This is a genomic window from Cellulosimicrobium sp. G4 BAM 1002 (genome assembly GCF_057126935.1).
This window is the reverse complement of record NZ_CP182109.1, coordinates 3721331-3744459: the sequence shown is the minus strand read 5'-3', so window position 1 is coordinate 3744459 and position 23129 is coordinate 3721331. Positions and strand designations below refer to the sequence as shown.

The 23129-nt window shown below is 74.8% G+C and carries 16 protein-coding genes; 6 read left to right on the top strand and 10 right to left on the bottom strand.

Features of this window, described 5'->3' with window-relative positions:
* Positions 1-171: 171 nt before the first annotated feature.
* The gene (locus ACMXGY_RS16655) at positions 172-1854 is read right to left on the bottom strand and encodes a sensor histidine kinase (RefSeq protein WP_483774097.1); all 1683 of its coding nucleotides are present in this window, start codon (positions 1852-1854) and stop codon (positions 172-174) included.
* Entirely contained in the window at positions 1851-2594 is a 744-nt protein-coding gene (locus tag ACMXGY_RS16650; protein WP_483774096.1) for a response regulator transcription factor, read from the bottom strand. Before ACMXGY_RS16650 ends, ACMXGY_RS16655 begins: the two co-directional genes overlap by 4 nt.
* 94 nt (positions 2595-2688) lie before the next feature.
* Between ACMXGY_RS16650 and ACMXGY_RS16645 the strand changes: the two genes are divergently transcribed.
* Positions 2689-3918, top strand: coding sequence for a DNA glycosylase AlkZ-like family protein (locus ACMXGY_RS16645; RefSeq protein WP_483774095.1), 1230 nt, complete (start codon positions 2689-2691; stop codon positions 3916-3918).
* Between the two features lie 16 nt (positions 3919-3934).
* Here ACMXGY_RS16645 and ACMXGY_RS16640 read toward each other — a convergent pair whose 3' ends face one another.
* Complete coding sequence (locus ACMXGY_RS16640; RefSeq protein ID WP_483774094.1) at positions 3935-4534, bottom strand: NYN domain-containing protein; 600 nt, start codon at positions 4532-4534, stop codon at positions 3935-3937.
* Between the two features lie 191 nt (positions 4535-4725).
* On the opposite strand from ACMXGY_RS16640, the gene ACMXGY_RS16635 reads away from it, so the two are divergent.
* The gene (locus ACMXGY_RS16635; RefSeq protein WP_483774093.1) at positions 4726-5481 is read left to right on the top strand and encodes a type 1 glutamine amidotransferase; all 756 of its coding nucleotides are present in this window, start codon (positions 4726-4728) and stop codon (positions 5479-5481) included.
* Between the two features lie 764 nt (positions 5482-6245).
* On the opposite strand, the gene ACMXGY_RS16630 is transcribed toward ACMXGY_RS16635, so the two are convergent.
* From ACMXGY_RS16630 to ACMXGY_RS16605, 6 genes are all read right to left on the bottom strand, one after another.
* A complete protein-coding gene (locus tag ACMXGY_RS16630) occupies positions 6246-7049 on the bottom strand; it encodes a PspA/IM30 family protein (RefSeq protein WP_483774092.1) in 804 nt (267 codons plus the stop codon).
* A gap of 87 nt (positions 7050-7136) precedes the next feature.
* Positions 7137-9173, bottom strand: coding sequence for a TPM domain-containing protein (locus ACMXGY_RS16625; RefSeq protein WP_483774091.1), 2037 nt, complete (start codon positions 9171-9173; stop codon positions 7137-7139).
* A 195-nt stretch (positions 9174-9368) separates the two neighbouring features.
* Positions 9369-11555, bottom strand: a complete 2187-nt coding sequence (locus ACMXGY_RS16620) for an adenylyl cyclase (RefSeq protein ID WP_483774090.1) — start codon at positions 11553-11555, stop codon at positions 9369-9371.
* A 267-nt stretch (positions 11556-11822) separates the two neighbouring features.
* Complete coding sequence (locus ACMXGY_RS16615) at positions 11823-13502, bottom strand: DNA repair helicase XPB (RefSeq protein ID WP_483774089.1); 1680 nt, start codon at positions 13500-13502, stop codon at positions 11823-11825.
* Between the two features lie 103 nt (positions 13503-13605).
* A complete protein-coding gene (locus ACMXGY_RS16610; protein ID WP_483774088.1) occupies positions 13606-16110 on the bottom strand; it encodes a helicase-associated domain-containing protein in 2505 nt (834 codons plus the stop codon).
* 75 nt (positions 16111-16185) lie between these two features.
* Positions 16186-17124, bottom strand: coding sequence for an NAD-dependent epimerase/dehydratase family protein (locus ACMXGY_RS16605; RefSeq protein WP_483774087.1), 939 nt, complete (start codon positions 17122-17124; stop codon positions 16186-16188).
* A gap of 120 nt (positions 17125-17244) precedes the next feature.
* Between ACMXGY_RS16605 and ACMXGY_RS16600 the strand changes: the two genes are divergently transcribed.
* Genes ACMXGY_RS16600 through ACMXGY_RS16585 form a run of 4 tightly spaced genes read left to right on the top strand, consistent with a single transcriptional unit; the run spans position 17245 to position 22529 of the window.
* Positions 17245-18051: a TetR/AcrR family transcriptional regulator gene (locus tag ACMXGY_RS16600; RefSeq protein ID WP_483774086.1), complete on the top strand. Its 807-nt coding sequence runs from the start codon at positions 17245-17247 to the stop codon at positions 18049-18051.
* Between the two features lie 40 nt (positions 18052-18091).
* The gene (locus ACMXGY_RS16595) at positions 18092-18475 is read left to right on the top strand and encodes a cold-shock protein (protein ID WP_483774085.1); all 384 of its coding nucleotides are present in this window, start codon (positions 18092-18094) and stop codon (positions 18473-18475) included.
* Positions 18476-18477: 2 nt separating this feature from the next.
* Positions 18478-19398, top strand: a complete 921-nt coding sequence (locus ACMXGY_RS16590) for a DUF3027 domain-containing protein (protein ID WP_483774084.1) — start codon at positions 18478-18480, stop codon at positions 19396-19398.
* Complete coding sequence (locus ACMXGY_RS16585; RefSeq protein ID WP_483774083.1) at positions 19395-22529, top strand: sacsin N-terminal ATP-binding-like domain-containing protein; 3135 nt, start codon at positions 19395-19397, stop codon at positions 22527-22529. Before ACMXGY_RS16590 ends, ACMXGY_RS16585 begins: the two co-directional genes overlap by 4 nt.
* Here ACMXGY_RS16585 and ACMXGY_RS16580 read toward each other — a convergent pair.
* Positions 22502-22768 carry a DUF2530 domain-containing protein gene (locus tag ACMXGY_RS16580; protein WP_483774082.1) on the bottom strand — a complete coding sequence of 89 codons (267 nt, stop codon included), beginning with the start codon at positions 22766-22768 and terminating at the stop codon, positions 22502-22504. The two genes, ACMXGY_RS16585 and ACMXGY_RS16580, sit on opposite strands and share 28 nt — an antisense overlap.
* Between the last annotated feature and the right edge of the window lie 361 nt (positions 22769-23129).

Below are 23129 nucleotides of genomic sequence, written 5' to 3'. Positions count from 1 at the left end.
AGGTGCGGGACCGGCCGGAGGTTCCGGTCGGCAGGCCCGACATCGTCCGTGGGCCTCGGCACCAGCCTAGGTCGGTCCACCGACGACGACGCGCCATCGTAGCGGCCGGCGCGTCGCGATCTGGCAACGAAGAGGTCACGGACGAGTCACTCATCCGTCGCGAGGGGCGCGTCAGGACGCGAGCGGGAGCTCCACGCGGACGGTGAGCCCGCCGCCGTCGGACGGTCGGACGGACACGTGCCCGCGGTGCGCACCGACGATCGCCGCCACGATCGCGAGGCCGAGCCCGGACCCTCCCGACGCGCGGTTGCGCGACGAGTCCGCGCGGAAGAACCGTTCGAACAGACGTGCCTCCTGCTCCGGGGGAACTCCCGGGCCGTGGTCGCGCACCTCGAGGACGGCCGCGGCGTCGTCCGACGCCGACCCGCCGCCGACCTCGGGACCGGCTCCGCCGGGAGCACGGCTCGTCCCCAGCGCGATCTCGACCGGCGTGCCCGCGGGCGTGTGGCGGGCGACGTTGCCGACGAGGTTCGCGAGCACCTGCCGCAGGCGGTCCTCGTCGCCGACGACCCGCAGCGGACCGGGCGCGTCCTCGCCCTGCGCGAGCCCGACGACGCGCACGTCGCGGGTCGGGTCGAGCGCGTGCAGGTCCTGCGCGGAGTCGCGCGCGAGGGCCGCGAGGTCGACCGGCTCGTGGCGCAGCGGTCGTCCCTCGTCGAGGCGCGCGAGCGCGAGGAGGTCGTTGACGAGCGTGCCCATGCGCGTCGCGGAGTCCTCGATCCGGACCATGGTGTCGTCGACCTTGTCGGGCGTGTCGAGGGCGCCCATCCGGTAGAGCTCGCCGTAGCCGCGGATCGTCGCGAGCGGGGTGCGCAGCTCGTGGCTCGCGTCGGACACGAAGCGCCGCATCCGTTCCTCCGACGCCTCCTGCGCCGCGAAAGCCTCCTCGATCTGCGACAGCATCGCGTTGAGAGAGGCCGCGAGCGAGCCGACCTCCGTCGTCGGGGGGGCGGGGCGCACACGCCGCGACAGGTCGCCCGCGGCGATGTCCGCCGCCGTCTCCTCGATCTCGCGCAGCGGGCGCAGCGCGCGGTGGACCGCCAGGTACGCGATGGCCCCGCCGACGAGCGCGATGCCGAGCGCCGAGAGCGCGAGCGCCCGCCCGAGCACCTTGACCGTCTCGTGGATGCCCGTGAGCGGCAGCGCGACGAACGCCGTGCCGCGCGTGTCACCCGTGAACGTGTCGGAGACGAAGAAGGGCGTGACGCGCCACTGGGCGGGATCGGTCCCGCCCACGGACGGGACGGTGAACTGCGTCCCGACGGCGGCCTCGACCTCGGGGTTCGACATCGCGGGGATGTCGGGGGTGCCGTAGCGAGACGTCGTCTGCGGCCAGCCCTGTGACGTGCTGTTCCCGTCGAGGTCGCGCACCAGGACGTAGTAGTCGCTCGGCAGCGTGGTCGACGCAGGGGTCTGACGGATGGTCGAGCTCGCGACGCCCTCGGCGGACCGTTCGAGCTGCGCGTCCACCTGGTCCACGAGATGGCTCGAGACGACCGTCGTCGTCACCACCGACGCGAGGCCGAGACCCGCAGCGAGCAGGAGGACCGTGATCGCGACGAGACGTGCGCGCAGCGGGATGCGGGCGAACCAGCCCCACTCCGAGGTGGGCACGGGACGGCCGAAGGGCCGCTCCGCCGTCGGGCTGTCGGCACCGGGGGATGACGCGGTCGCCCCGGGTGCGTGCTCGCGCGTGCCCGACGGCGCGGCGCCGGCCGCGCCGGGACGTGACCCCGGGGGAGGCGGCGGGACCGGGCGCGCGCCCGTCGTCGTGCGGTCGGGTCCGGCGGTCATGAGGTCGACGACGCGCCCGGCGGCTGGCGCAGCAGGTAGCCGACGCCACGCTTGGTGTGGATGAGCGGCGGCAGCGCGACGGGCTCGCCGTCGGGGCCGGGCACGGTGAGGTTGTCGATCTTGCGGCGCAGGTACGAGATGTAGGACTCGACGATGTTCGCGTCGCCGCCCCAGTCGTACTGCCACACGTGGTCGAGGATCTGCGCCTTGGACAGCACGCGCCCGGCGTTGAGCATGAGGTAGCGCAGGAGCTTGAACTCGGTGGGGGACAGGTCGACGTCGACGCCCGCGCGGCGGACCTCGTGGGAGTCCTCGTCCATCTCGAGGTCGGCGAAGCGCAGCACGGCGTCCTCGACGGGCTCGGCGTGCGTGCGGCGCAGCACCGCGCGGATGCGCGCCACGACCTCCTCGAGACTGAACGGCTTGGTCACGTAGTCGTCACCGCCCACGGTGAGGCCCGTGACCTTGTCGCGCGTGTCGTCCTTCGCGGTGAGGAAGACGACGGGCGTGTGCTGGCCCTTCTCGCGCAGGCGGCGCGTGACGGTGAACCCGTCCATGTCGGGGAGCATGACGTCGAGCACCACGAGGTCGGGCTCGACGTCGCGCACGAGCCGCAGCGCGCTCTGCCCGTCCGCCGCGGCGTGGACCTCGAACCCGGCGAAGCGCAGGGACGTGGCCAGCAGCTCGCGGATGTTGGGCTCGTCGTCGACGACGACCAGCCGTGCCTCGGGAGTACTCATGCCTCCAGTGTCCTCCCGTGGTCTGGGAGTCGCCTGGAAAGCCCCTCCACCGCGTCGACCCCAGCGTGTGGGTCGCGTCAGGCAGGATGGCGACGTGCGGATCACGGTGGAGCAGAGACGGCGTCGGCTCGTGGCGCAGCAGCTCGCGCTCGGGACGGACCTGCCCGGGCGCGCGGCCGCCCGGACCCCGGAGGACGTCGTCGACCGGGTCCTGGCGCTGCACGCGACGGACGCGCCGAGCGTCTACCTGTCGGTGCTCGCCCGGGTGCCCGGGCTCGTGCTCGACGACTTCCGCGCAGCCGTCTTCGAGCGCCGGTCCCTCGTGAAGGTGCTGGCGATGCGGCGGACGATGTTCGTCGTGCGGCGCGAGGTCGTGCCCGTGGTCCACGCCGCCGCGGCGGAGGCCGTCGCGCGTCGTCTCCGTGCCCGCCTGCTCAAGGAGCTCGCGACGCTGCCCACCGACCCGCCGGTGGACGACGCCGAGCGGTTCCTCGCCGCGGTCGAGGCGCAGGTGCACGCGGCGCTCGCCGAGCACGGCCCGATGGACGGCGCGACGCTCTCGAAGGTCGCGCCGATGCTGCGCACCGCGTTCCTCCCGACGACGGACAAGTCGTGGGACGTGCGGCGCACCATGACGTCCCAGCTCATGTCCCTGCTGTCCGCCGAGGGCCTGGTCTTCCGAGGCGAGCCCCGGGGGAGCTGGTCGTCCAACCGGCACGTGTGGTCGCCCGTCGAGAACTGGTTCCCCGGCGGCATCCCGGCGCTCGACGAGGCGTCGGCGCGCACCGAGCTCGCCCGCACGTGGCTCGGGGTCTTCGGCCCGGCCACGGTCGAGGACCTCAAGTGGTGGACCGGCTGGAACCTGCGTGACACCCGTGCCGCGCTCGCCGCGCTCGACGTCGAGGAGGTCGAGGTGGAGACGGGAGTGCCCGACGCACCCGACGTGCGGCCGGGCGTCATGCTGAGGGCGACCGACCTGCCCGGACGCGGCGAGTCACCGCTCGAGGGACACGTCGCGCTCCTGCCGTCGCTGGACCCGACGACGATGGGCTGGGCCGCGCGCGACTGGTACCTCGGCCCGCACAAGGCCGCGATCTTCGACACGATCGGCAACGCCGGAGCGACGGTCTGGTGGGAAGGCCGGATCGTCGGCGCGTGGGCCGTGCGTCCCGGCGGCGAGCCCGCGTTCCGCCTGCTCGAGGACGTGGGCACCGACGCGGAGCACGCCGTCGCCGCAGAGGCCGAGCGCATCGCGGCGCTGCTCGGCGGAGACGGCGTGACGGCGTCGTTCCCGACCCCGCTGTACCGCGAGCTCCAGGCCTGACGCGCGGTGCCCGGCGTCAGAGGTAGCGCAGCGGGTCGAACTCCTCGAGCGGGATGATCCGGACGCGCGGCAGGACGGTCGTGAACGCGCCGACGTGGTCCTCGAGGTCGAACACCTCGAGCCCGCGCGCTGTGAGCTCGGTGAGGCGGACGTTCACGAACTCTCGGAACGCGAGGACCCCGACGCGGCGGTCGGTGTCGCTGAGCAGCGCCTCGACCTGGGGCAGGAAGTCACCGTCGTGGCTCGCGAGGAGCACGTCGCCCGGCCGGTCCGCGATCGCGTCCAGCGTGCGCTGGATACCGATGTCGACGACCTTCTCGTTGCTCGAGCCCGAGAGCGGGATCGGCCGGTAGCCCATCGCGAGCAGCGCCTGCACGAACGACATCGGCATCTGGCCGGACGACGCGTTGAGGAAGAACAACGGCGTCACGTCCTGGCCCCACGCCTGACGTGCGAAGTCGACGATCCGGTCCCAGCGCGGCCGCTCCTCCGGGTTCGGGCGGTGGCCCAGGACGTTCATGCCGAGCGTCGCGTCGATGTTCTCGCCGTCCACGACGAGATAGGTGCGGCGCGGCGCCGTCAGCGAGCGGCCGTCGGAGGTCTGGAGGTCGGACATGCCGGTCAGCCTATCCGCGACAGGCTGTCGCCGAGAGATGCACGCACGCTCGAGAGATGCACGCCGGAGTGCATCGCTCGGACCGGAGTGCAGCGCTCGGTCATCGGCGGGCGCGAGCAGGGACCGCTGCGGCAGGTCCAGGACGTGCGTGTTTGCGTCGGAGTACCCCCGAGTGGGTACCGTCGGACCTCGTGACCCATCACTCCGACGCCACGACCGCGACCGGAACCGTCCGGCTCACCGTCGTGCAGAACTCCCCGGGCGTCACGCTCGACGCGTACGCCGAGCTGCTCGACGCCGACCTGCAGGTCGTGCGCGCGTTCGAGGGCGAGGCGCTCCCCGCCCTCGACGGGATCGGCGACGGCCTCGTCGTCATCGGCGGCCACATGGCCGCGCACGACGACGCCCGCGCGCCCTGGCTGCCCGCGCTGCGCGAGCTCCTCCTCGCCGCCGCGACGTCCGGCGTCCCGACGCTCGCCATCTGCCTCGGTGCCCAGCTCCTCGCGGTCGCCGGGGGCGGACACGTCCAGGTCAGCGCACCCCCCGGACGCGAGTCCGGCGCGACCCGCATCTTCTGGCGCGCCGAGGCGGAGACCGACCCCGTGCTCTCCGCGCTCGCCTCCGGCGACGACCCGGCGCGGTTCGTGACGAGCATGCACGCCGACGCGATCGTCGACCTGCCCGCCGGGGCACTCTGGCTCGGCTCGTCGAACATGTACCCCTACCAGGCGTTCCGCCTCGGCTCGGCGCTCGGCGTGCAGTTCCACCCCGAGACGTCCCGGGCCGGGCTCGCGGCGTACTGCGACGGCCTCGACGACGTCGACACCGACACCGTCCTCGCAGGCTTCGACGAGCACGCGCCCGAGATCCTCGAGGGCGGCCGCCGCCTTGCCCAGGCGTTCGTCGCCCACGTCCGGACCGCCGTCGGGCAACGCGTCCCCGCCTGAGCGAGGCCGCAGGCCGGGTCGCGCGGTTCGTGGTCGGGGCGGCGTCGGCGTCTGGGCTGGGTTGGGCGTGCTGTGGTCGGGTTCGCGTGCGGGGCGGCGTCGGTGCTCGGGCTGTCCGCGCCGTCGCCCTGGTCTTTCGGGCGTGGGTTTTGGGAGCGCGGCCTTGACGCCCTTCGCCTCCGACGCCGCCCCACCCGCTCAGCCGTCCCGTCACCCGGCAGGTGGCCGAGTCGCGCCGAGGTAGAACCGTGGTCGCGCGAGGTAGAACCGTGGTCGCGCGAGGTAGAACCGTGGTCGCGCGAGGTAGAACCGTGGTCGCGCGAGGTAGAACCCTGGTCGCGCGAGGTAGAACCGTATTCACCCGGGCAGAACCGTGGTCCGGTGACGGCGGTCCCCAAGTCTTGTGCGGCGGCGCGGCACGGGGTCGTGCCGCTCTCGTGGCGACCATGCGGTTCCGGCCGGTCGAGCATGCCGTTGTGGCCCGTCAGGCGCTCAGGACGAGCCGTGACGACATGCTCGGCGTAACACCACGGGTCTTGCCCGGGTGAGCACGGACCAGGGTGAGGTGATGCCGGGAGGGGTGGGTGGGGGCGCCGCGTCGTGGTCGGGCCTGGCGGGAGCCGCGAGGAACGAGCGGCGGATGGTAGACGCGGCGCCCCCACCCACTCCGACCCCCCAGGCGACCACGCGCCGTCGGACACGACCACGGTTCTACCTGGCGCGACCAGGGTTCTACTTCGCGCGACCAGGGTTCTACCTCGGCGTCACCAGCCGGTCGTCGGGGCGTCCTGGGTGGTGGTGCCCGAGCCGATCTCGGGGGTGACCTGGGTCGGGGAGATCTGCGGAGCGGTGGAGGAGCCCTGCTTGAGGGCGGCGAGGCGGGCTTCGATCTCGATCGTCTCGCCGGACGTCTCGAGCTCGGCGAACTGTGCGTCGATGCTCGACGCCGCGACCTCGGCCTGGCCGAGCGCCTGCGCCTCCTCGCGTCGCACGATCTCCTCGTAGCGGGAGATCTCGCTCGTCGGGTCGAGCACGTTGATGGAGCTGATCGCTCCCTGCACGGTCTGCTGGGCCTCGGCGCTCTTCTGCCGGGCGACGAGCGAGTCGCGCCGCGACTTGAGCTCGCCGAGCTTGTCCTTCATCAGCGCGAGCCCGGACTTGAGCTTCTCGACGGTCTCGCGCTGCGACGTGATGAGCGGTTCCGACTGCTTGACCTCGGTCTCGGCGGCGATCTGCTTGCCGAGCGCGATCTTGGCGAGGTTGTCGAACTTGTCGGCGTTGGCGGCGTCGCCCCGCTGGCGGTACCGGTCGGCCTGCGCGGACGCGGCGGCGGCCTTCTGGCCCCACTCCTGGACGGCGGCGACGTCCTCGTTGTAGTCCTGCTCCGCGAGGCGCAGGTTGCCGATCGTCTGCGCGACGGCCTGCTCGGCGTCCGCGATGCTGTTCGTGTAGTCGCGCACGAGCTGGTCCAGCATCTTCTGCGGGTCTTCCGCGCCGTCGAGCAGCGCGTTGATGTTCGCCTTCGTGAGCTGTGCGATCCGTCCGAAGATGCTCTGCTTCTCCGCCATGGTCGTCCCTCTCTGGTGTGCGGTCTCGTGCCGGTCGTTGCCGTGTGCCGTTCTCCGTGCCTCGTGCCGTGTCGTCTTCCCGTCCCGTCAGAACCGCCCGCCGCGGCCCGAGCGCCCGCCGGACGACCTGCCACCGGACCGTCCGCCCGAGCGCCCCGAGGACCGACCGCCGCCGAAGCCGCCGCCTCCGAACCCGCCCCCGAAGCTGCCGCCGCCGAACCCACCGGAGCGCCCGCCGCCGCCACCGCCGCGCAGGATCGAGTCGAGCAGGATGCCGCCGAGGACCATGCCACCCACGTTGCTGCCGCCCGAGCGGCCTCCGCCGAACATGCCGCCGCCCTGCGACGACTGCCAGCTCGACGCGTCGTGCTGGGCGAGCTGTGCCGCGGACTGCGCCTGGGCGTCGGCCTGCTGCGCGCGTTCGAGGGCAGCGACGGGGTCCGTCGGCTGGAGGGTCCGGGCGTCGCCGAGCAGGCGGATCGCTTCTGACAGCCGGGTCCGTGCCTCGGGGCCGACGGCGCCGCGCCGGGTCTCGATGAAGTCGTTCGTCGCGCGGATCTGCGAGTCGACGCGGGCGAGCGTGTCGCGCAGGAGCGCGTTCGCGCGGGCGGCCTGCTCGGCGCGCTGCCGGAACGGGGCGAGCGCGGCGTCGAGCGCTGCCTCGGCGTCGGTGAGGCGGCGCAGGGCGGCGAGCGGGTCGCCGCCCTCGCGAGCCGCGGTGCCGGCGGCGACGGCGGCCTGGGCCTCGGTCACAGCGGGCGCGACGGTCGGGTCGGAGGGGGCGAGCCGGCCGGCGTCGGCGATGTCGGCCCCGATGGAGGCGAGGGCCTTGTCGATCCGTGGCCCGGCCTCGGCGAGGTCGGCGCCCGCGCGCTCGACGGCGTCGAGCAGCGTCACCGCCTGCCCGACGGCGTTCTGCGCGGCCCGGGCGAGCGCGACGGCGGTGGCGCGGTCCTTGCGCGTGAGCGCGTCGCGCCCGCGAGCGACCGACTCCCGCGCGTTCGCGACGAGAGCCTGCGCCTGGTCGGGGTTCTGCGCGACGGACACGAGGGCCGTCGCGGGGTAGGTCCGCGCCAGGCCGTCGAGCGTCGCCCGCGCCGGCTCGACGCGTGCCAGCACCTCGCCCGCCCGCCGCTCGGTCTCGTCGAGCACCTGCGGGGCGCGCGCCTGGAGGTCGCGCAGCTCGTCGAAGGTCTGGGACTGCTCGTCGAGCTCGTCGGCGACCTCGTCGCACAGCGTGACGATGCGGGCCATGAGCTGACGCGCTTGCGGTTCGGTCTCGGGGCGGTCGTCGTCGAGCTGCTGGCGCAGCGTGAACGCTTCCGAGACCTTCCGCTTGCCCTCGGCGAGCGCCGCGCCGAACTGCTGTGTCGCCTCGAGCCCGAACTGGGCCTGTGCGAACCCGAGCTCCTGCTCGGACGTCTTCACGGCGTCGTCGATCGCGACGAGCGCCGCGCTCGCCCGCCGGTTCAGCTCCTCCGTCGGGAGGCTCGCGAGCTCGTCCTCGCCGCCGGCGCCCTGCGTGGGGGCCGTGGCGCGTCGCCGCTTCGCCACGGCGCGGACGACGAGCACCACGACGAGCACGACGACGGCGATCCCGAGCAGGATCCACACCCACGACGCGCCGCCGGAGCCCTGGCTCGCGCCGCGCGCCACCTCGGCCGCGGCGATGGCGGCACCGGCCCAGTCGTCGTCCCGCAGCTCGTCCTCGACGGCTGACGCCATCCGGTCGACCTCGGCGTCGCTCAGCGGCGCGTTGACGTCGACGGAGAGCCCGTACCGCCGGTCCTGCGTCCCGACCGCGAGCAGCATGTCGTTCGGTCCCAGACCCGACGCGTTCGCGGTCGCGTTGGCCCAGTCGAGGCCGTCCATCCCGTCGAGGTCGGCGACGTAGACGACGAAGAGCTGGAGGTCCGTGTCCTGCGCGAGCCGGTCGAGCGCGCCCTGGACGTCGTCCGTCCGTTCGCCCAGCACGCCGTCGGGGTCGGTGATCTCGTTCCCGACATCCAGTGGCGGCACGGCGTGCGCCGCACCGGCGGGCAGGAGCAGCGCGACACCGGCGAGCACAGCGACCAGGACCGCGCACCACCGGGCGGCGAACGTCCGCGCGCCGCGGCCCGCCACGTTGCGGGCGTGCGATATGGACGAGCGGGGGACCGTGCTCACGCGCCGATCCTGTCCCAGGCCCCGGGGTCCCGCAATCGGGGTCGGGGCGAGCAGCGTGGACGGCGGCCGTCCGACGTCGGGCCGTGCCGGACGACGACGGGGCCCGCCTCCCCGAGGAGGCGGGCCCCGGTGATGCTCAGCCGGACGGGACGATCACCCGCACGTGAGCGCCGCGTAGGACGCGGTGACGTCCGCGCTGCCCGTGCCGCCCGTCGCGGTGACGACGGCGTCGCCCGCGGCGACCGACGTCGCGCGGGCCGCGAACGACTGGTAGGTGTTCGCACCGGGCGCGACCGCGGTGACGGTGCGCGAGCCGAACGGCGTGCCGAGCGTGAGCGCGAGCGGCACGTCGCCCGTGTTGGTCGCCCGGACCGCGACGTACGCCTTGCCCGCGAGGCAGCGGGTCGTGACCTCGACGTCCGGCTCCGCGGGCACGTCCGTCGGGTAGGCCACCACCTGCGGCGACGCGAACGACCCGACCGCTGGGGCGCCGGTGTCGTTGACGACGTGGTCGATCCCGCCGGAGCCGTTGAGGAACACGCTCGTCATCGACCGGAACGTGACCCCCGCCCGCAGGGGCGCCTGGATGCCGCTCTCGACGCGCACGTCGACACCTTGGTTGAAGAACGAGTACACGCCGAGCCCGGTCGCCTCGTGGGTCCGGACGTGGTCGCCGACCCGGTACGACGCGTAGCCCAGGCGGTCGCCGTCCATGAACGCGGCCTGGCTCGGCGGGTCGTAGGGGATCTCGCTCTGGTAGAAGACCGTGCGCCCGCGCTCGCCGTTCCAGATCGTCTGGTTCTTCTGGTAGTGCTCGACGAACAGCCCTGTGGCGGTCACGTCGTCGCCGTTCACGACGACGCCGTGGTCGCCCGTGTTCGAGCCCCAGCCGATGCCGTTGCCGTGGTCGCCGCGCCACGCCCAGATGTGGTCGAGGAGGACGTGGTCGCTGTTGACCTCGATGCTCGTCGTCGCCCTGCCGACCCACGGACCGCCGATGCGGACGAAGACGTCGGTGAGCGTCGTCGGGTCGGTGGCGTCCGCGACGTGCGCGTCCGCCGGACCGACGCGCACCAGGACGTCGGACTCGACTGGGCCGGCGTCGACCGTGATGCCCGCGACCTTGACGCCCGCGACGTCCCCGATCTCGAGCGCGGCGTCGCCCGACGTCGGGGCGAGCGAGGCGTAGCCGAGGCCGAGGACGACGGTGTCCGGGTTCTCGACGTGGATCGCCTCGTCGAGCTGGTAGACGCCCGGCGTGAGGAGCAGGTGCTTCCCGGATGCGAGCGCGGCGTTGATCTCGGCCGCGGTGTCGCCCTCGTGGGCGACGAAGAACGTGTCGAGCGAGAGCTTCTGCCCCGCGTTCGTGTCGGTCGACCAGTCGACCCCCCGGGTCTCGGTGCGCGCGTGGGGCACGAAGACGGCCAGCTTCTCGCCGTCGCGGAAGAGGAACGGGGTCTCGCGGCTCAGGGGAGTGGTGTCGAGCGTGGTCTTGTTGCCGGCGGTGCCGTCGGGCCTCGGCCCGAAGTCGGTGGCCGGGGCGCCCTCGACGCCCGAGAAGACCATGTTCCACACGCCGCCGTCCCACCTCCCGACCTCGGAGTTGCGGGTGTACCACTGCTGCTGAGAGCCGGTGCTCAGGGTCCCGGAGACCCGCGAGTTGGCGAGGTACCCGCCCGACGCGTACTCGCCGAACGCGCCGAACACGGTCAGGTCACCGCGGATGTCGACGCGGCGCATCGGAGCGGCCTGGGAGACGGCGAAACGCATCTGGTGCGGCGCCGTCGACCCGGCCGGGAAGGGACGCGTGACGTCCTCGTCCACGGGACGCTGGATCGGGTTGATCGCGACGTTGCTCAGCGAGCGCCAGAAGCGCGTGAGCGAGCCGGGGTCCTGGCAGCTCCACGGGTTGTTCGGGCACGTCACCACAGGCTGGACGCTCAGTGCGCCGTTGATCAGCACGTCGCCCGGCTGCGCGCCGAGGCCCGCGATGGCCGTGTAGTACCCGACCTCGGCGTTGACGAAGCCGGTCGCGGTGGCCGGGTCGTCCTCGCCCGAGGCGTCACCGTAGACGCCCGGCTCGAAGAACACGGCGTGCCGGTTCTGGCTGAACTCCGCCTCGTCGTTGATCGAGGCGAGGTAGGAGTTGATCGCGTCGACGGACCAGGACTCGTCGATGAAGACGACGTTCGGGCCGAGGTCGGGGTCGGCGGCGGCTGCTGTCGCGGGTGCGGCGAGGGCGACGCCGGTCGCCGCGACGACGAGCGCCGTCGCGCCTGCGCACGTCGCTCGCGCACGGCGTGGCGGAGTGCCGCGAGAGGTGGTGGTCGACAGGGTCACGTGGGTGTTCTCCTTCGAACAGCGGTCCCGCGACGGCCTCGAGGCGGGTCGCGGGGACGGTGCAGCGGTGCACCGGTGGCGCGAGCATAGCCAAGACTGACTGACTTGTCAGTAATTCTATGAGAGCGCTCTCGCATCGTGGGGCGGAACCGTTGAGTGCATGAGAAATGTCGCCCCGAATCGCTTCGAGACGACACATCTCATGCGCTCAACGGGGGCCCGGCGCTCCTGCGTCGTGGGGCCCCCGCGTCGCGGCACCCCCGCCCGTCACTGCACGACGCCCAGGTCCTCCGCATCGACGATCCGGTAGGCGTACCCCTGCTCCGCCAGGAACCGCTGGCGGTGGGCCGCGAAGTCCTGGTCCACGGTGTCGCGCGCGACGACCGCGTAGAAGTGCGCGGTGCGGCCGTCGGCCTTGGGGCGCATGACGCGGCCGAGGCGCTGCGCCTCCTCCTGGCGCGACCCGAACGACCCCGACACCTGGATCGCGACGGACGCCTCGGGCAGGTCGATGGAGAAGTTCGCGACCTTCGACACGACGAGACGCGAGATCTCGCCCGAGCGGAACGCCTCGAACAGGCGCTGGCGCTCGCGGACGGTCGTCGCGCCGGTGATGAGCGGCGCGTCCAGGTGCTGCGAGAGCTCCTCGAGCTGGTCCAGGTACTGGCCGATGACGAGGACCTGGTCGTCCGGGTGCTGCGCGACGATCTGCTCGACGACGCGGTTCTTGCCCGCCGCCGTCGCCGCCAGCCGGTACTTGTCCTCCGGCTCGGCCACGGCGTACGTCATGCGGTCGGACTCGGGGAGCGTGAGGCGCACCTCGACGCAGTCCGCGGGCGCGATGTAGCCCTGCGCCTCGATGTCCTTCCACGGGGCGTCGTAGCGCTTGGGACCGATGAGCGAGAACACCTCGTCCTCGCGGCCGTCCTCGCGCACGAGCGTCGCCGTGAGGCCGAGCCGGCGCCGCGCCTGCAGGTCCGCGGTCATGCGGAAGATCGGCGCGGGCAGCAGGTGCACCTCGTCGTAGACCACGAGGCCCCAGTCGCGCGCGTCGAGCAGCTCGAGGTGGGTGTAGACGCCCTTCCGCTTCGTCGTGAGCACCTGGTACGTCGCGATCGTGACGGGCTTGATCTCCTTGCGCGCGCCGGAGTACTCGCCGATCTCGTCCTCGGTGAGCGAGGTGCGGCGCACGAGCTCGTCGCGCCACTGCCGCGCGCTCACGGTGTTCGTCACGAGGATGAGGGTCGTGGTCCCGGACCTCGCCATCGCGCCCGCGCCGACGATCGTCTTCCCGGCGCCGCACGGCAGCACGACGACGCCGCTCCCGCCGTGCCAGAACCCGTCCACGGCCTGGGCCTGGTAGGGCCGCATCTCCCACGGCTTCGGTGCCTCGCCCTCGACCCGCGGGGGCGTCGTCGGGCTGAGGGAGATCTCGTGCTTCTCGCCGTCGACGTAGCCCGCGAGGTCCTCGGCGGGCCAGCCCAGCTTGACGAGCACCTGCTTGAGGTGGCCGCGCTCGGACGGGTGCACGACGACGGTCTGGTCGTCGATCCGCTCGCCCACCAGGCCCGCGGTCCGCTTGGACTTGAGCACCTCGGCCAGCACCGCGCGGTCCGTCGCCTCGAGCACGAGGCCGTGCGTCGGGTGCTGCGCGAGCGTGAGCCGCCCGTAGCGCGACATGGTCTCCGCGACGTCGATCAGCAGGGCGTGCGGGACGGGGTAGCGCGAGTACTCGATGAGCGTGCTGACGACCTGCTCGGCGTCGTGGCCCGCGGCGCGCGCGTTCCACAGCCCGAGCGGCGTGAGCCGGTACGTGTGGACGTGCTCCGGGGCGCGCTCGAGCTCGGCGAACGGCGCGATCGCCCGGCGCGCGTCGTCGGCCCGCGGGTGGTCGACCTCGAGCAGCAGCGACTTGTCGCTCTGGACGATGAGGGGTCCGTCGGTCATGTGTCTCCTTGCCGAGGTAGAACCGTGGTCACGCGAGGTAGAGCCGTGGTCGCGCGAGGTAGGGCCGTGGTCGTGACCAGGGTTCTCTCTCGCGCCATCAGCTCTACGTCGGCGGGGTGTCGGGGGCGACCGACGCGATGCGGTGGACCGCGACCGTGAGCTCGGCGTCCCGGGCGGGATCCTGCGCGCGCAGCCGGCCCGCGTCCAGGGTGAGCGGTCGGACCCGACGGCGGCTGGGCCCGCCCGAGGTCCCGACGACCTCGAGCCACACCATCGCCCCGTCCGCGATCGCCTCGCGCAGCAGCCCCAACGCCTCCACCGGGTCGGTTGTTCCCTCGGCGCGCCGCGCGCCCGCACGCTCTCCGGCGCTGCCCGACGACGTCACCTCGCCGGCCCGCGACGTGCCGTTCCCGCGGCGTCCCGCGGCGTCCGACGGCGGTCGGTCGCCCGCGCGTCCGCCCGACCCGTCCGCGTGGTCGTCCGGGCCGTCGTCAGCCCGTGCGGCGGCGCGCGCATCGGCGGAACGGAGCCGCGCCACGAGGTCGGCGAACCGCTGGCCCGACGCCTCAGCGGGCTGCGGATCGCCCGCGCGCGCCCCGGTTCCCGCGACGACGCCCGCGCGACGACCCGCGCCACGTCGCCACCCAGGCCCTGCCTCGCCGCGTGGTGACCCACCGACGATCCCGGAAGTCCCGCGTCGTCCGGCGCGTTCCGCGACGAGGACCTGGCCGTCGGGGCCCTCCACGACCGACGCCACCCCGTGGTCACGCAGCGCGTCCTGGAGCTCGCCGGCCGGTGCGCGTGACACCAGCACGGTCGGCGCGAGCAGCACGAGCCCCAGCGGACGCAGGGCCGTCGCCTCGACGAGCCCCGCGAGGAGCACCGGGTCCTCGGCGCGCACGTAGCTCGACGCCGTGCCGACGCGCACGCGCCCGTGCCGGCGCGCGGCGTCGCGCACGAGGTACTCGAGCGGCTGGGGGACCGGCGTGCGCGAGTGGGCGGCGAGCCGGGTGAGGAGCTCGTCGGCGGTCCCGCCGTGGTCGAGCGCGCGGACGACGGAGTCCGCCGTGAACCGGACGGTCGTCGCGGCACCGCGGGACTCGACGTCGGCCGCGAGCTCCAGGAGCCGCTCGAGCGCGCGCGAGGGACGGCCGGGGACGATCCCGGTGAGGTCGCCCTGCAGCAGCAGGTCGTCGACCTCGGGCGGCAGCACGGCCTCGAACGCGGCACCGAGACCGGCGGCCGTGTCGTCGGCGTCGAGGAGCGCCCGACCGGGCGCGGACAGCGCCCCCGCCCCGGTGACACCGAGCAGGTGCGCCTCGCGCAGCAGCCCCGCGACCGCCTGCTCCGGCGGCACCGCGCGCGGGGTGCGCCACCGCAGCACGTCGACGACGTCCCTCGCCCCCAACGACCGGCCGGGGACGAGCGCGAGCACGTCGAGCACCGACCGTCGCAGCCGCGGGACCCAGGGCCGCCACAGCTCCGGGTCGAGCGCGGCGCGCAGAGCCCCCTTCTCGTCCCGGCTGCCCACGAGCCACGGGGTGCGCCGCGAGCGCGCCCAGCCACGGGCGAGCACGGCCCAGCGGTCGCCGAGCTCGTCGTCGAGCCAGTCCTCGGCCGCAGCGGTCGGGGCGAACGACGGCGGGTCGTCGCCGTCGTCCGCGACGATCCCGGCGGCCGCGGCGAGCTCGACCACCGCGGCCGCCGTCGTGTCGTCGACCTCCAGCGCGCCCGCCGCTCGGCGCAGGTCGCGCACGCCGAGGCCGCCCCCGCGCAGGACGCCCGGGGCGTGCTCGGTCCAGTGGGTGACGAGGCGCGCGACCAGCCGCACGACCTCGAGGCCGGCGCTCGCGGCCTCGGCGTCGACCGTCGCGGCGGGCAGCTCGCGCACGTCCGGTACGGGCGGGACCGTGCGCAGGTCGCGGTGCGTGCGCCCGTCGCGCAGCGCGAGACCCACCTCGCGCGGGAGGACGACGTGCCGCTCGTCCGTCGCGAGCAGGTACCTGTGGTCGACGAGCCACGCGGTCGCGCGGCGCGCGCCGGGGTCGGAGCGCGGTGCGAGCCCGACGGGCGGTCCCCAGGCCAGCGCGTCGAGGATCGCGGCGGCGCCGGGAGGTGCGTCGGACGGCGTACCCGCGGCGGGCGGGACCGCCGGGTGGGGCGGGCCGAACCCGGCCGGGTGGGGCGGGCCGAACCCGGCCGGGTGGGGACCGAGGACCTCGGCGAGGCCAGGAGCGGGCCGGACGGCGTCGGGCACGACGCCCGGCGACCACACCAGCGCCAGGGCGTCGAGGCGTGCGAGCACCTCGGAGGCGGTCGCACCGTCGAGCCCGGTCGCCCGCGCGACGGCCGTCGGGGTGGCCGGGTCACCGACCGAGTCGAGCACGAGCACCGACTCGAGCACGTGCAGCGTGAGCTCGTCGAGACCGGCGAGCGCACGCTCGAGGCTCGTGCGGCTCATCGCGCGCGCGGCGAGCGAGGCGAGGGTCGAGGGGGAGGGCGTCGCGAGGTCGGGACGGCGCTCGAGCAGCGCGACCAGGGCCGCGTCGTCGCGCTGGCGCAGCGACTCGCTGTACGTCGGGGGCCGCACGGGCCGGGAGATGGCCATCCGTTCGATGCTACGCGGCGTCCCGCCCTCGCCGGGTGCCCGCGTGCCGTGCCGCGCACCCGTGGCGGCGTGTCGCTATCCCCGGGCGGTGCGGCGGCACACCTCGTCCCACGGCGTCGGCTCGATGCCGAACCGGGAGCGCGCCGCCGAGTCGTCGAGGACGTACGGGCGCTCCCACTGGTAGATCAGCTCGCGGAGCTCACGCAGGAGCGGGGACACGAGGGCCGCGACGGCGAGGCCGGGGCCGCGCAGCGAGCGCACCCGGACCGGGGGCAGCCCGACGCTCGCGAGGACGCCGGTGATCGCCTCGCGCTGGGTGCGGGGCGCGTTGCTCGGGGTGTGCCACGTGCGGCCGTGCGCCCCCGGGTCCTCAGCGGCTGCGACGAGCGTGCGCGCGGCGTCCTGCACGTCGGTGAACGTGTGCGGGAGGTCGGTGCGTCCCATCATCGTCACGCTGCGTCCGCGGGTCGCGGCCGGCACGACGCGCGAGACGTGGCCGTTGGCGCCTACGCCCGGCCCGACGAAGTCGGAGCTGCGCACCTCGACGGCGCGCACCCGGCCGGCCCGGTGCGCGGCGAGCGCGTCCGCCCACAGGCCGGCGCGCAGGACGCCCTTGTGGTCGGTGGCGGCGTCGGGAAGGTCCTCGGTCATCGGGCCGTCGACGGGCCCGTACGGGTAGAGGTTGCCCGTGATCGCGTAGACGGCCCCGGTGCGCTCGGCGGCGGTGAGGAACGACGCGGCGAGGGGCGGCCAGACGCGCTCCCACTGCGTGTAGTCGCCGGGGTTCGCGCAGTTGTAGAGGACGGCGACGCCGTCCGCCGCGCGGCTCAGCGCGTCGGGGTCCGACGCGTCGAGGGCGAGGTGCGTCACGCCGTCGACACCCGTGTCGCGCCCGCTGCGGGTGACGACCGTGACGCGCGACCCGCGGGCGGCGAGCTGGGCCGCGACGTGGCGTCGGACGGGGCCGGCGCCGACGACCAGGTGGCGGTCGGTGGAGGACGAGGAGGGAATCATGGCGGTCTCCGTTTCCGAGAGCGGTGCTCTCACTTTGAGGAGGATGGCATGCCCAGCGCGGACAAGGCAAGAGCACTGCTCTCGTTTGTGCGCAGCGCTCTTGTCTGCCACCCTCGGACGGTGACCGCACCCCGGACCGCGCGTGCGCTGGCGCGCGAGACCCTGACGCGCGAGATCGTCGCCGCGGCCCGCGCTCGCCTCGTGGCCGAGGGCCCCGCCGCCCTCTCGCTGCGCGCCGTCGCCCGCGACGTCGGCATGGTCTCCTCCGCCGTCTACCGCTACTTCCCGAGCCGCGACGCGCTCCTCACCGCGCTCCTCGTCGAGTGCTACGACGAGCTCGGCGCCGCGGTCGAGGCCGCCGCGGCCGCCGTCGCGCGCGACGACCTCCCCGGGCGCTGGCTCGCGGCGTGCCGGGCGCTGCGCGACTGGTGCGTGGCGCGGCCGGGCGACTTCGCGCTGCTCTACGGGACGCCCGTGCCCGGGTACGCCGCGCCGCAGGACACGGTCGAGCCGGCGACGCGGGTCGTGCGGGTCCTCGTGCGCCTCGTCGGCGACGCCTGGGCCACTGGCGGACGCCCGGCCCCCGCACCGCCCGGCGCGCAGGACGCGACCGAGCTCGTCGACGGCGCGCGCCAGTACGTCACGGCGCGCGGGCTCGTCGGACCGGACGTCCCCACCGAGGCCGTCGTCCGCACCCTCGTCGCCTGGACGACGCTCTTCGGCACGGTCTCCTTCGAGCTGTTCGGCCACCTCCACCGGTCGGTGGACGACTACGCGCGGTGGTTCGACGCCGTGGCGGTGCGCGCGGGGGCCGACGCCGGGGTCGTCCCGCGCGCGTCGGGCGCCGGGGACGCGGTGCCGGTGGACCTGCCGGTGGAGGCACCGGTGCGAGGTGACGATGCGACGACTGCGCGGCGCGGCCGGTAGCCTGGGGGTTCTGATCCCTACGAGCACGAACGAGGTCCACGTGCCCACCGGCAAGGTCAAGTGGTTCGACACCGAACGCGGGTTCGGCTTCATCGCCAACGACGACGGCGGCGAGGTCTTCCTGCACGCCTCCGCGCTGCCCGCGGACGCCCCCGCGCCCAAGCCCGGCGCCCGGGTCGACTTCGGTGTCGCCGACGGCCGTCGTGGCCCGCAGGCGCTCGCGGTCAAGCTTCTCGACCCGGCGCCGTCGGTCGTCAAGGCGAAGCGTCGCTCGGCCGACGAGATGGCGATCATCGTCGAGGACCTCATCAAGGAGCTCGACGGGGTCGGCAACGGCCTGCGCCGCGGTCGCTACCCGGAGAAGGCCAAGGCCACGAAGGTCGCCGCGGTGCTGCGCGCCGTCGCGGACGAGATCGAGGCCTGACGATGGTCGCGGTCGCAGCAGCCGAGGAGCGCGTGCGCGGGGTGTCCGCCCGTGCGGCGCGCGACGCCGTGCTCACCGGGGCCGTCGAGGTCGCCCGGGCAGCGGCCGAGCAGGTCGCCGACAACCCGCAGGACGTCGGCGAGCACCTCGGCACGATCGCCGAGGCTGAGCGGCTCATCTCGCACCGTTTCGCGTGCACGATGCGCGGCTACCGCGGCTGGCACTGGACCGTCACGCTCGCGCGCGTGCCCCGCGGCCGTGCCGCGACCGTGTGCGAGGTCGAGCTCCTGCCCGGCGACGGAGCGCTGCTCGCGCCCTCGTGGCTGCCGTGGTCGGAGCGGCTGCGTCCGGGCGACGTCGGCCCCGGCGACGTGCTCCCGTTCCGCGCCGACGACCCTCGCCTCGAGCCTGGGTACGTCCCGACGGGCGACGAGGAGCAGGACGCCGTCGCGATCGACGAGCTAGCGCTCGCCCGCGCGCGCGTCCTGTCGCCGCAGGGCCGCGACGAGGCCGCCGAGCGCTGGTACCGCGGCTCGCGCGGCCCGACGGCGCGCGGTGCCGTCGCGTCCGCCGCGGAGTGCGGCTCGTGCGGGTTCCTCGTGCCGCTCCAGGGCAGCCTCGGCCAGGTGTTCGGCGTGTGCGCCAACGCGTGGTCGCCCGACGACGGCAAGGTCGTGAGCCTCGACCACGGCTGCGGCGCGCACTCCGAGACCGACGTCGAGCCCCAGCGGAGCGAGTGGCCCGACGCCGATCCCCTCGTGGACGAGCTCCACGTCGAGATTGTCTCGTTGCTCGAGTCCGCGGCCTCGGAGGATCCGCCCGTCTCGGACGCCGGCACCGCCGAGGATCCCGCTGGCGCCGAGACCGCCATCACCCCGGACGCCCCTGCCGAGGAGTCCTCGTCGGCCGACCCGGAGGCATGACGGACGACGTCTTCGGGACGGCCGCGCTGCGCCGCGCGGTCCTGGAGGCGTGGCGGTCGTCGCCGACACGGCTGCGCGAGGACGCCAACACCGAGGAGGACCACGCCCACGGTTCCTACCGTGGCCGGGTCGTCGTGGAGCTCGCCCAGAACGCGGCGGACGCCGCGGCCCGCGCCGGGGTCCCGGGGCGGCTGCGGCTGAGCCTGCACGCGCCGTCGGGCGCGGGGGAGCCCTGGGTGCTGCGGGCCGCGAACACCGGCGCCCCGCTCGACACCCGCGGCGTCGCGTCGCTCGTGGCGATGCGTGCGTCCGCGACCGGTGAGGCCCACGGCGGGGCGGTCGGCGCGCACGCGCCCGTCGGGCGGTTCGGCGTCGGGTTCGCCGCGGTCCGCTCGGTCGCGGACGAGGTCCGCGTCGGGTCCGGCGGCCGTGCCGTCGAGCTCTCCCTCGCGCGCACACGGGCAGCGCTCGCGGACGCCGTCGTCGACCTCCCCGACCTTGCCGCGGAGGTGGCCCGCCGCGGCGACCGGGTGCCCGTGCTGCGGCTGCCCTTCCCGGCGCACGTCGAGGTCCCGCCGGGCTACGACACCGTCGTCGAGCTCGAGCTGCGCGACCGCGCCGCGCTCGACGACGTCCGGACGCAGCTCGACGACGTCGGCGACGCCCTCCTCCTCGCGCTGCCCGCGCTCGTCGAGGTCGTCGTGGCGGACGACCGGGACGAGGCGTCGGACGAGCGGTCGGGGCCGATGGGCGAGCGCCGCGTCGCGGACGTCGCCGAGCGCTGGACCGTGGTCCGGCGCGACGGCCCGATCGACCCGGGCCTGCTCGCGGACCGCCCGGTCGAGGAGCGAGCCGCCGCTCGGTGGGCCGTGACGTGGGCGCTCCCACGCGACCCCACCGCGAGGACCGCCGTCCTGCAGGCCCCGACGCCGACCGACGAGCGACTGACCTTCCCCGCGCTGCTGCTCGCGACCTTCCCCCTCGACCCGTCCCGGCGGCACGTCCCACCGGGACCGCTCACCGAGCACGTCGCGCAGCAGGCGGGCACCGCGTACGCGGACCTTCTCGCCGCCCTCGCGCCGGAGCGAGGCGCGGACGTCCTCGGTCTCGTCCCCACCGGCCTCCCGGCGAGCGCGGTCGACGCCTCCGTCCGGTCAGCGGCCGAGGCCGCACTGCGCCGGACGCCGCTCCTCCCTCTCGATGCACCTCGGGACGCGCCGGCGGAGGCGGGCGGGCTGCGTCTCGTCGCGCCGGCCGACGCGACGTTCCTCGCCGGGGAGGTGGGGGACGCGCGCGTGCGCTCGGCGCTCGGCGTCGCGCACCTCGTGGACGTCCCGGCTCCGTTGCGCGCCGTCGCGCGATCCCTCGGGGCGCAGGTCCTCGACCTGGCCGACGTCGTCGACGACCTGCCGCTCGTCGCCGACCCCGAGCGGTGGCGCTCGCTCTACGACGCGCTCGCCCCGCACGCGCACGACCGTGCCGTGCTCGAGGCGCTCGGCGCCGTGCCCGTCCCGCTCGCCGGAGGCCGGGTCGTGCCCGGCGCCCGCGGCCTGCTCCTGCTCGACACCGATGCTCTCGACCCGCAGGACGCCGCAGCCCTGGGCCTGCGTGTGGTCGACCCGCGCGCCGCGCACCCGCTGCTGGAGCGGCTCGGCGCGCGCACGACCGACCTGCGGGGCGTGCTCCACGACGACGCGCTGCGCGAGCGCGTCCTCGCCGCGGCGGACGCCGTCGAACCCGACCTGCCGTTCCCCGGCCAGGCCCGTCGCGACGACCCGGCGGGCGACGTCGACCACCTCCTCGGGCTCGTCCGCGCGGCGGTGCGCGAGGCGGGCGGCCCGGCCCGCGACCTCGACCTGCCGTTCTGGTGGGGCGAGCTGCCCGTCCCGACGGCGGCCGGCGGGTCCGCGCCCGCGCGCGGCTGCGTGCTGCCCGGGTCGTGGGCCGCGACGGTGCTCGACGGGCTCGACCTCGTGACGCCCGACGTGGTCGAGCGCTGGGGCGAGGAGGTGCTGCGGGCGGTGGGCGCCGTCGTCGGCCCGGTGGTGCACCGGGTGCGAGACGTGCTCACGCCGGCGACCACGGACCCCGACGACCCGAGCCTCGTGCTCGCGCCGCACGCGCCCGAGGCGTGGCTCTCCGACTGGTCGGGCTACCTCGCGCACCTGGCGGCCGTGCTCGGTCCGGAGGTGTACGTGGGCGACCTGCTCGCGGTCGCGGACCTGGACGCCGTCGCCGACGACGCGTGGCCCGACGTGCTTGCCCGGCTCGCCGCGGACCCGGACGCGCGCGTCGCGCTGCTGGCACCCGTGCGGGTCGAGGTCGGCGGACGGGCGCGCGTCGTGCCCTCGTACACCGCGTGGTGGCTGCGCGAGGAGCTGGGCGGCCCGTTCGCGGTGGGTGCCGTGGCGTTCGTGCGTCCGGCACCCCCGGAGCTCGCGGGTCTCGACGACGAAGTGCTCGCCGCGCTCGGCGGGGTGCGTTCGCTGGGCGAGCTCGATCCGCAGGACTGGGTCGACGTGCTCGACGCGCTGCCCCACGTCGGGGCCCCCGTCCCGGCGCGGGACGCGCTCGCGCTGTGGCGTGCGCTCGCCGTGCTCGCCCAGCGGGGTGAGCGGCTCGACCCGGCACCCGACCGCGTGCCAGCGCTCCGCGGGGAGGCCGTGGTCGTCGCGGACGCGGAGGACGTCGTCGTCGGCCCGGACCCGATGTGGGCACCCGTGCGCCCGCTCGTGCCGTCACCGGCCGGACTCGTCGACGACGTCGCGGACGTCCTCGACGTCGCGGTGGCTCCCGAGCCGGTGCCCGCGCCGGACGTGGCAGGCACCACGGAGACCGTGTCGGCGGCGGCACGGAGCGTCTGCGCCGACGTACCGACGACCTGGGAGCGTCATGCCGAGCTCACCGTGAGGGGAGCCAAGGTCCCGTGGTGGGTGCAGGGCTCGGGAACGGGGGCGGTCGTCCATGCGACCGGCCCCCGGGCGCTGGCCCGAGCGCTCGCCGTCGCGGCGGGTCGCTACGAGCTGCGGCACGTGCTCGAGGAGGTGCTGGTCGACCCCACGCGTGCCGAGCACGCCCTCGCGGTGACCTTCTGGGACGGACCTCAGCCGTCGGAGTCGGCGCCTCGGTAGCCGTCGCGGTGCCGGCGCTCCCACACGAGGCCGAGGACCCCGAGCACGAGGCCCGTGCCGCACGTCGCGACGGCGCGAGGTCCGAGCACCCCGGTCGCGAGCAGGACGGCGCTCACGACGAGCGCGACCGTCCACAGGGCCATGCCGACGAGGATCGTCACGCGCAGGTCGACCCGTAGCGGCGCCGGGTCGGGGCGTCTGCGGTCGGGGTGGAGCAGGAGCGTGACGAACGAGGGCACGAGCGCATCGTATCCACGCCCCGACGTTTTTCACCCGGTCGGCCCTGTCCCGGGGGCACCGGGCACGACATCCTTCCCGGTGTGAGCACAGGTCCGAACCGGTCGCGGCGGCGCGCTAGGATTCAGCAGCCGCGGCATGTGCCTCCCCGGGTGAAGATCCTCCCGGGCGCGGGGCCGGCGCTTACCGCAACCGTGGATCCCGTCCCGTCGCACGGCGACCGTGTGCCCCATGCGGAACGGGCGGTCTGGACACTCGTCCAGGTTAATTGTTCGCCGAGGCGACCTTGCGGGAAATCCGCGAGATTCTGCGGATCGTGCGCCGTCCGAGGCGAAGTGCCACTCTCGCCTTCTCACCCGGGTG

Coding starts and splice junctions, on each gene's coding strand:
- ACMXGY_RS16655 (WP_483774097.1), bottom strand. CDS start 1,854: ATGACCGCCGGACCCGACCGCACGACGACGGGCGCGCGCCCGGTCCCG.
- ACMXGY_RS16650 (WP_483774096.1), bottom strand. CDS start 2,594: ATGAGTACTCCCGAGGCACGGCTGGTCGTCGTCGACGACGAGCCCAAC.
- ACMXGY_RS16640 (WP_483774094.1), bottom strand. CDS start 4,534: ATGTCCGACCTCCAGACCTCCGACGGCCGCTCGCTGACGGCGCCGCGC.
- ACMXGY_RS16630 (WP_483774092.1), bottom strand. CDS start 7,049: ATGGCGGAGAAGCAGAGCATCTTCGGACGGATCGCACAGCTCACGAAG.
- ACMXGY_RS16615 (WP_483774089.1), bottom strand. CDS start 13,502: ATGACCGACGGACCCCTCATCGTCCAGAGCGACAAGTCGCTGCTGCTC.
- ACMXGY_RS16610 (WP_483774088.1), bottom strand. CDS start 16,110: ATGGCCATCTCCCGGCCCGTGCGGCCCCCGACGTACAGCGAGTCGCTG.
- ACMXGY_RS16605 (WP_483774087.1), bottom strand. CDS start 17,124: ATGATTCCCTCCTCGTCCTCCACCGACCGCCACCTGGTCGTCGGCGCC.
- ACMXGY_RS16590 (WP_483774084.1), top strand. CDS start 18,478: ATGGTCGCGGTCGCAGCAGCCGAGGAGCGCGTGCGCGGGGTGTCCGCC.
- ACMXGY_RS16585 (WP_483774083.1), top strand. CDS start 19,395: ATGACGGACGACGTCTTCGGGACGGCCGCGCTGCGCCGCGCGGTCCTG.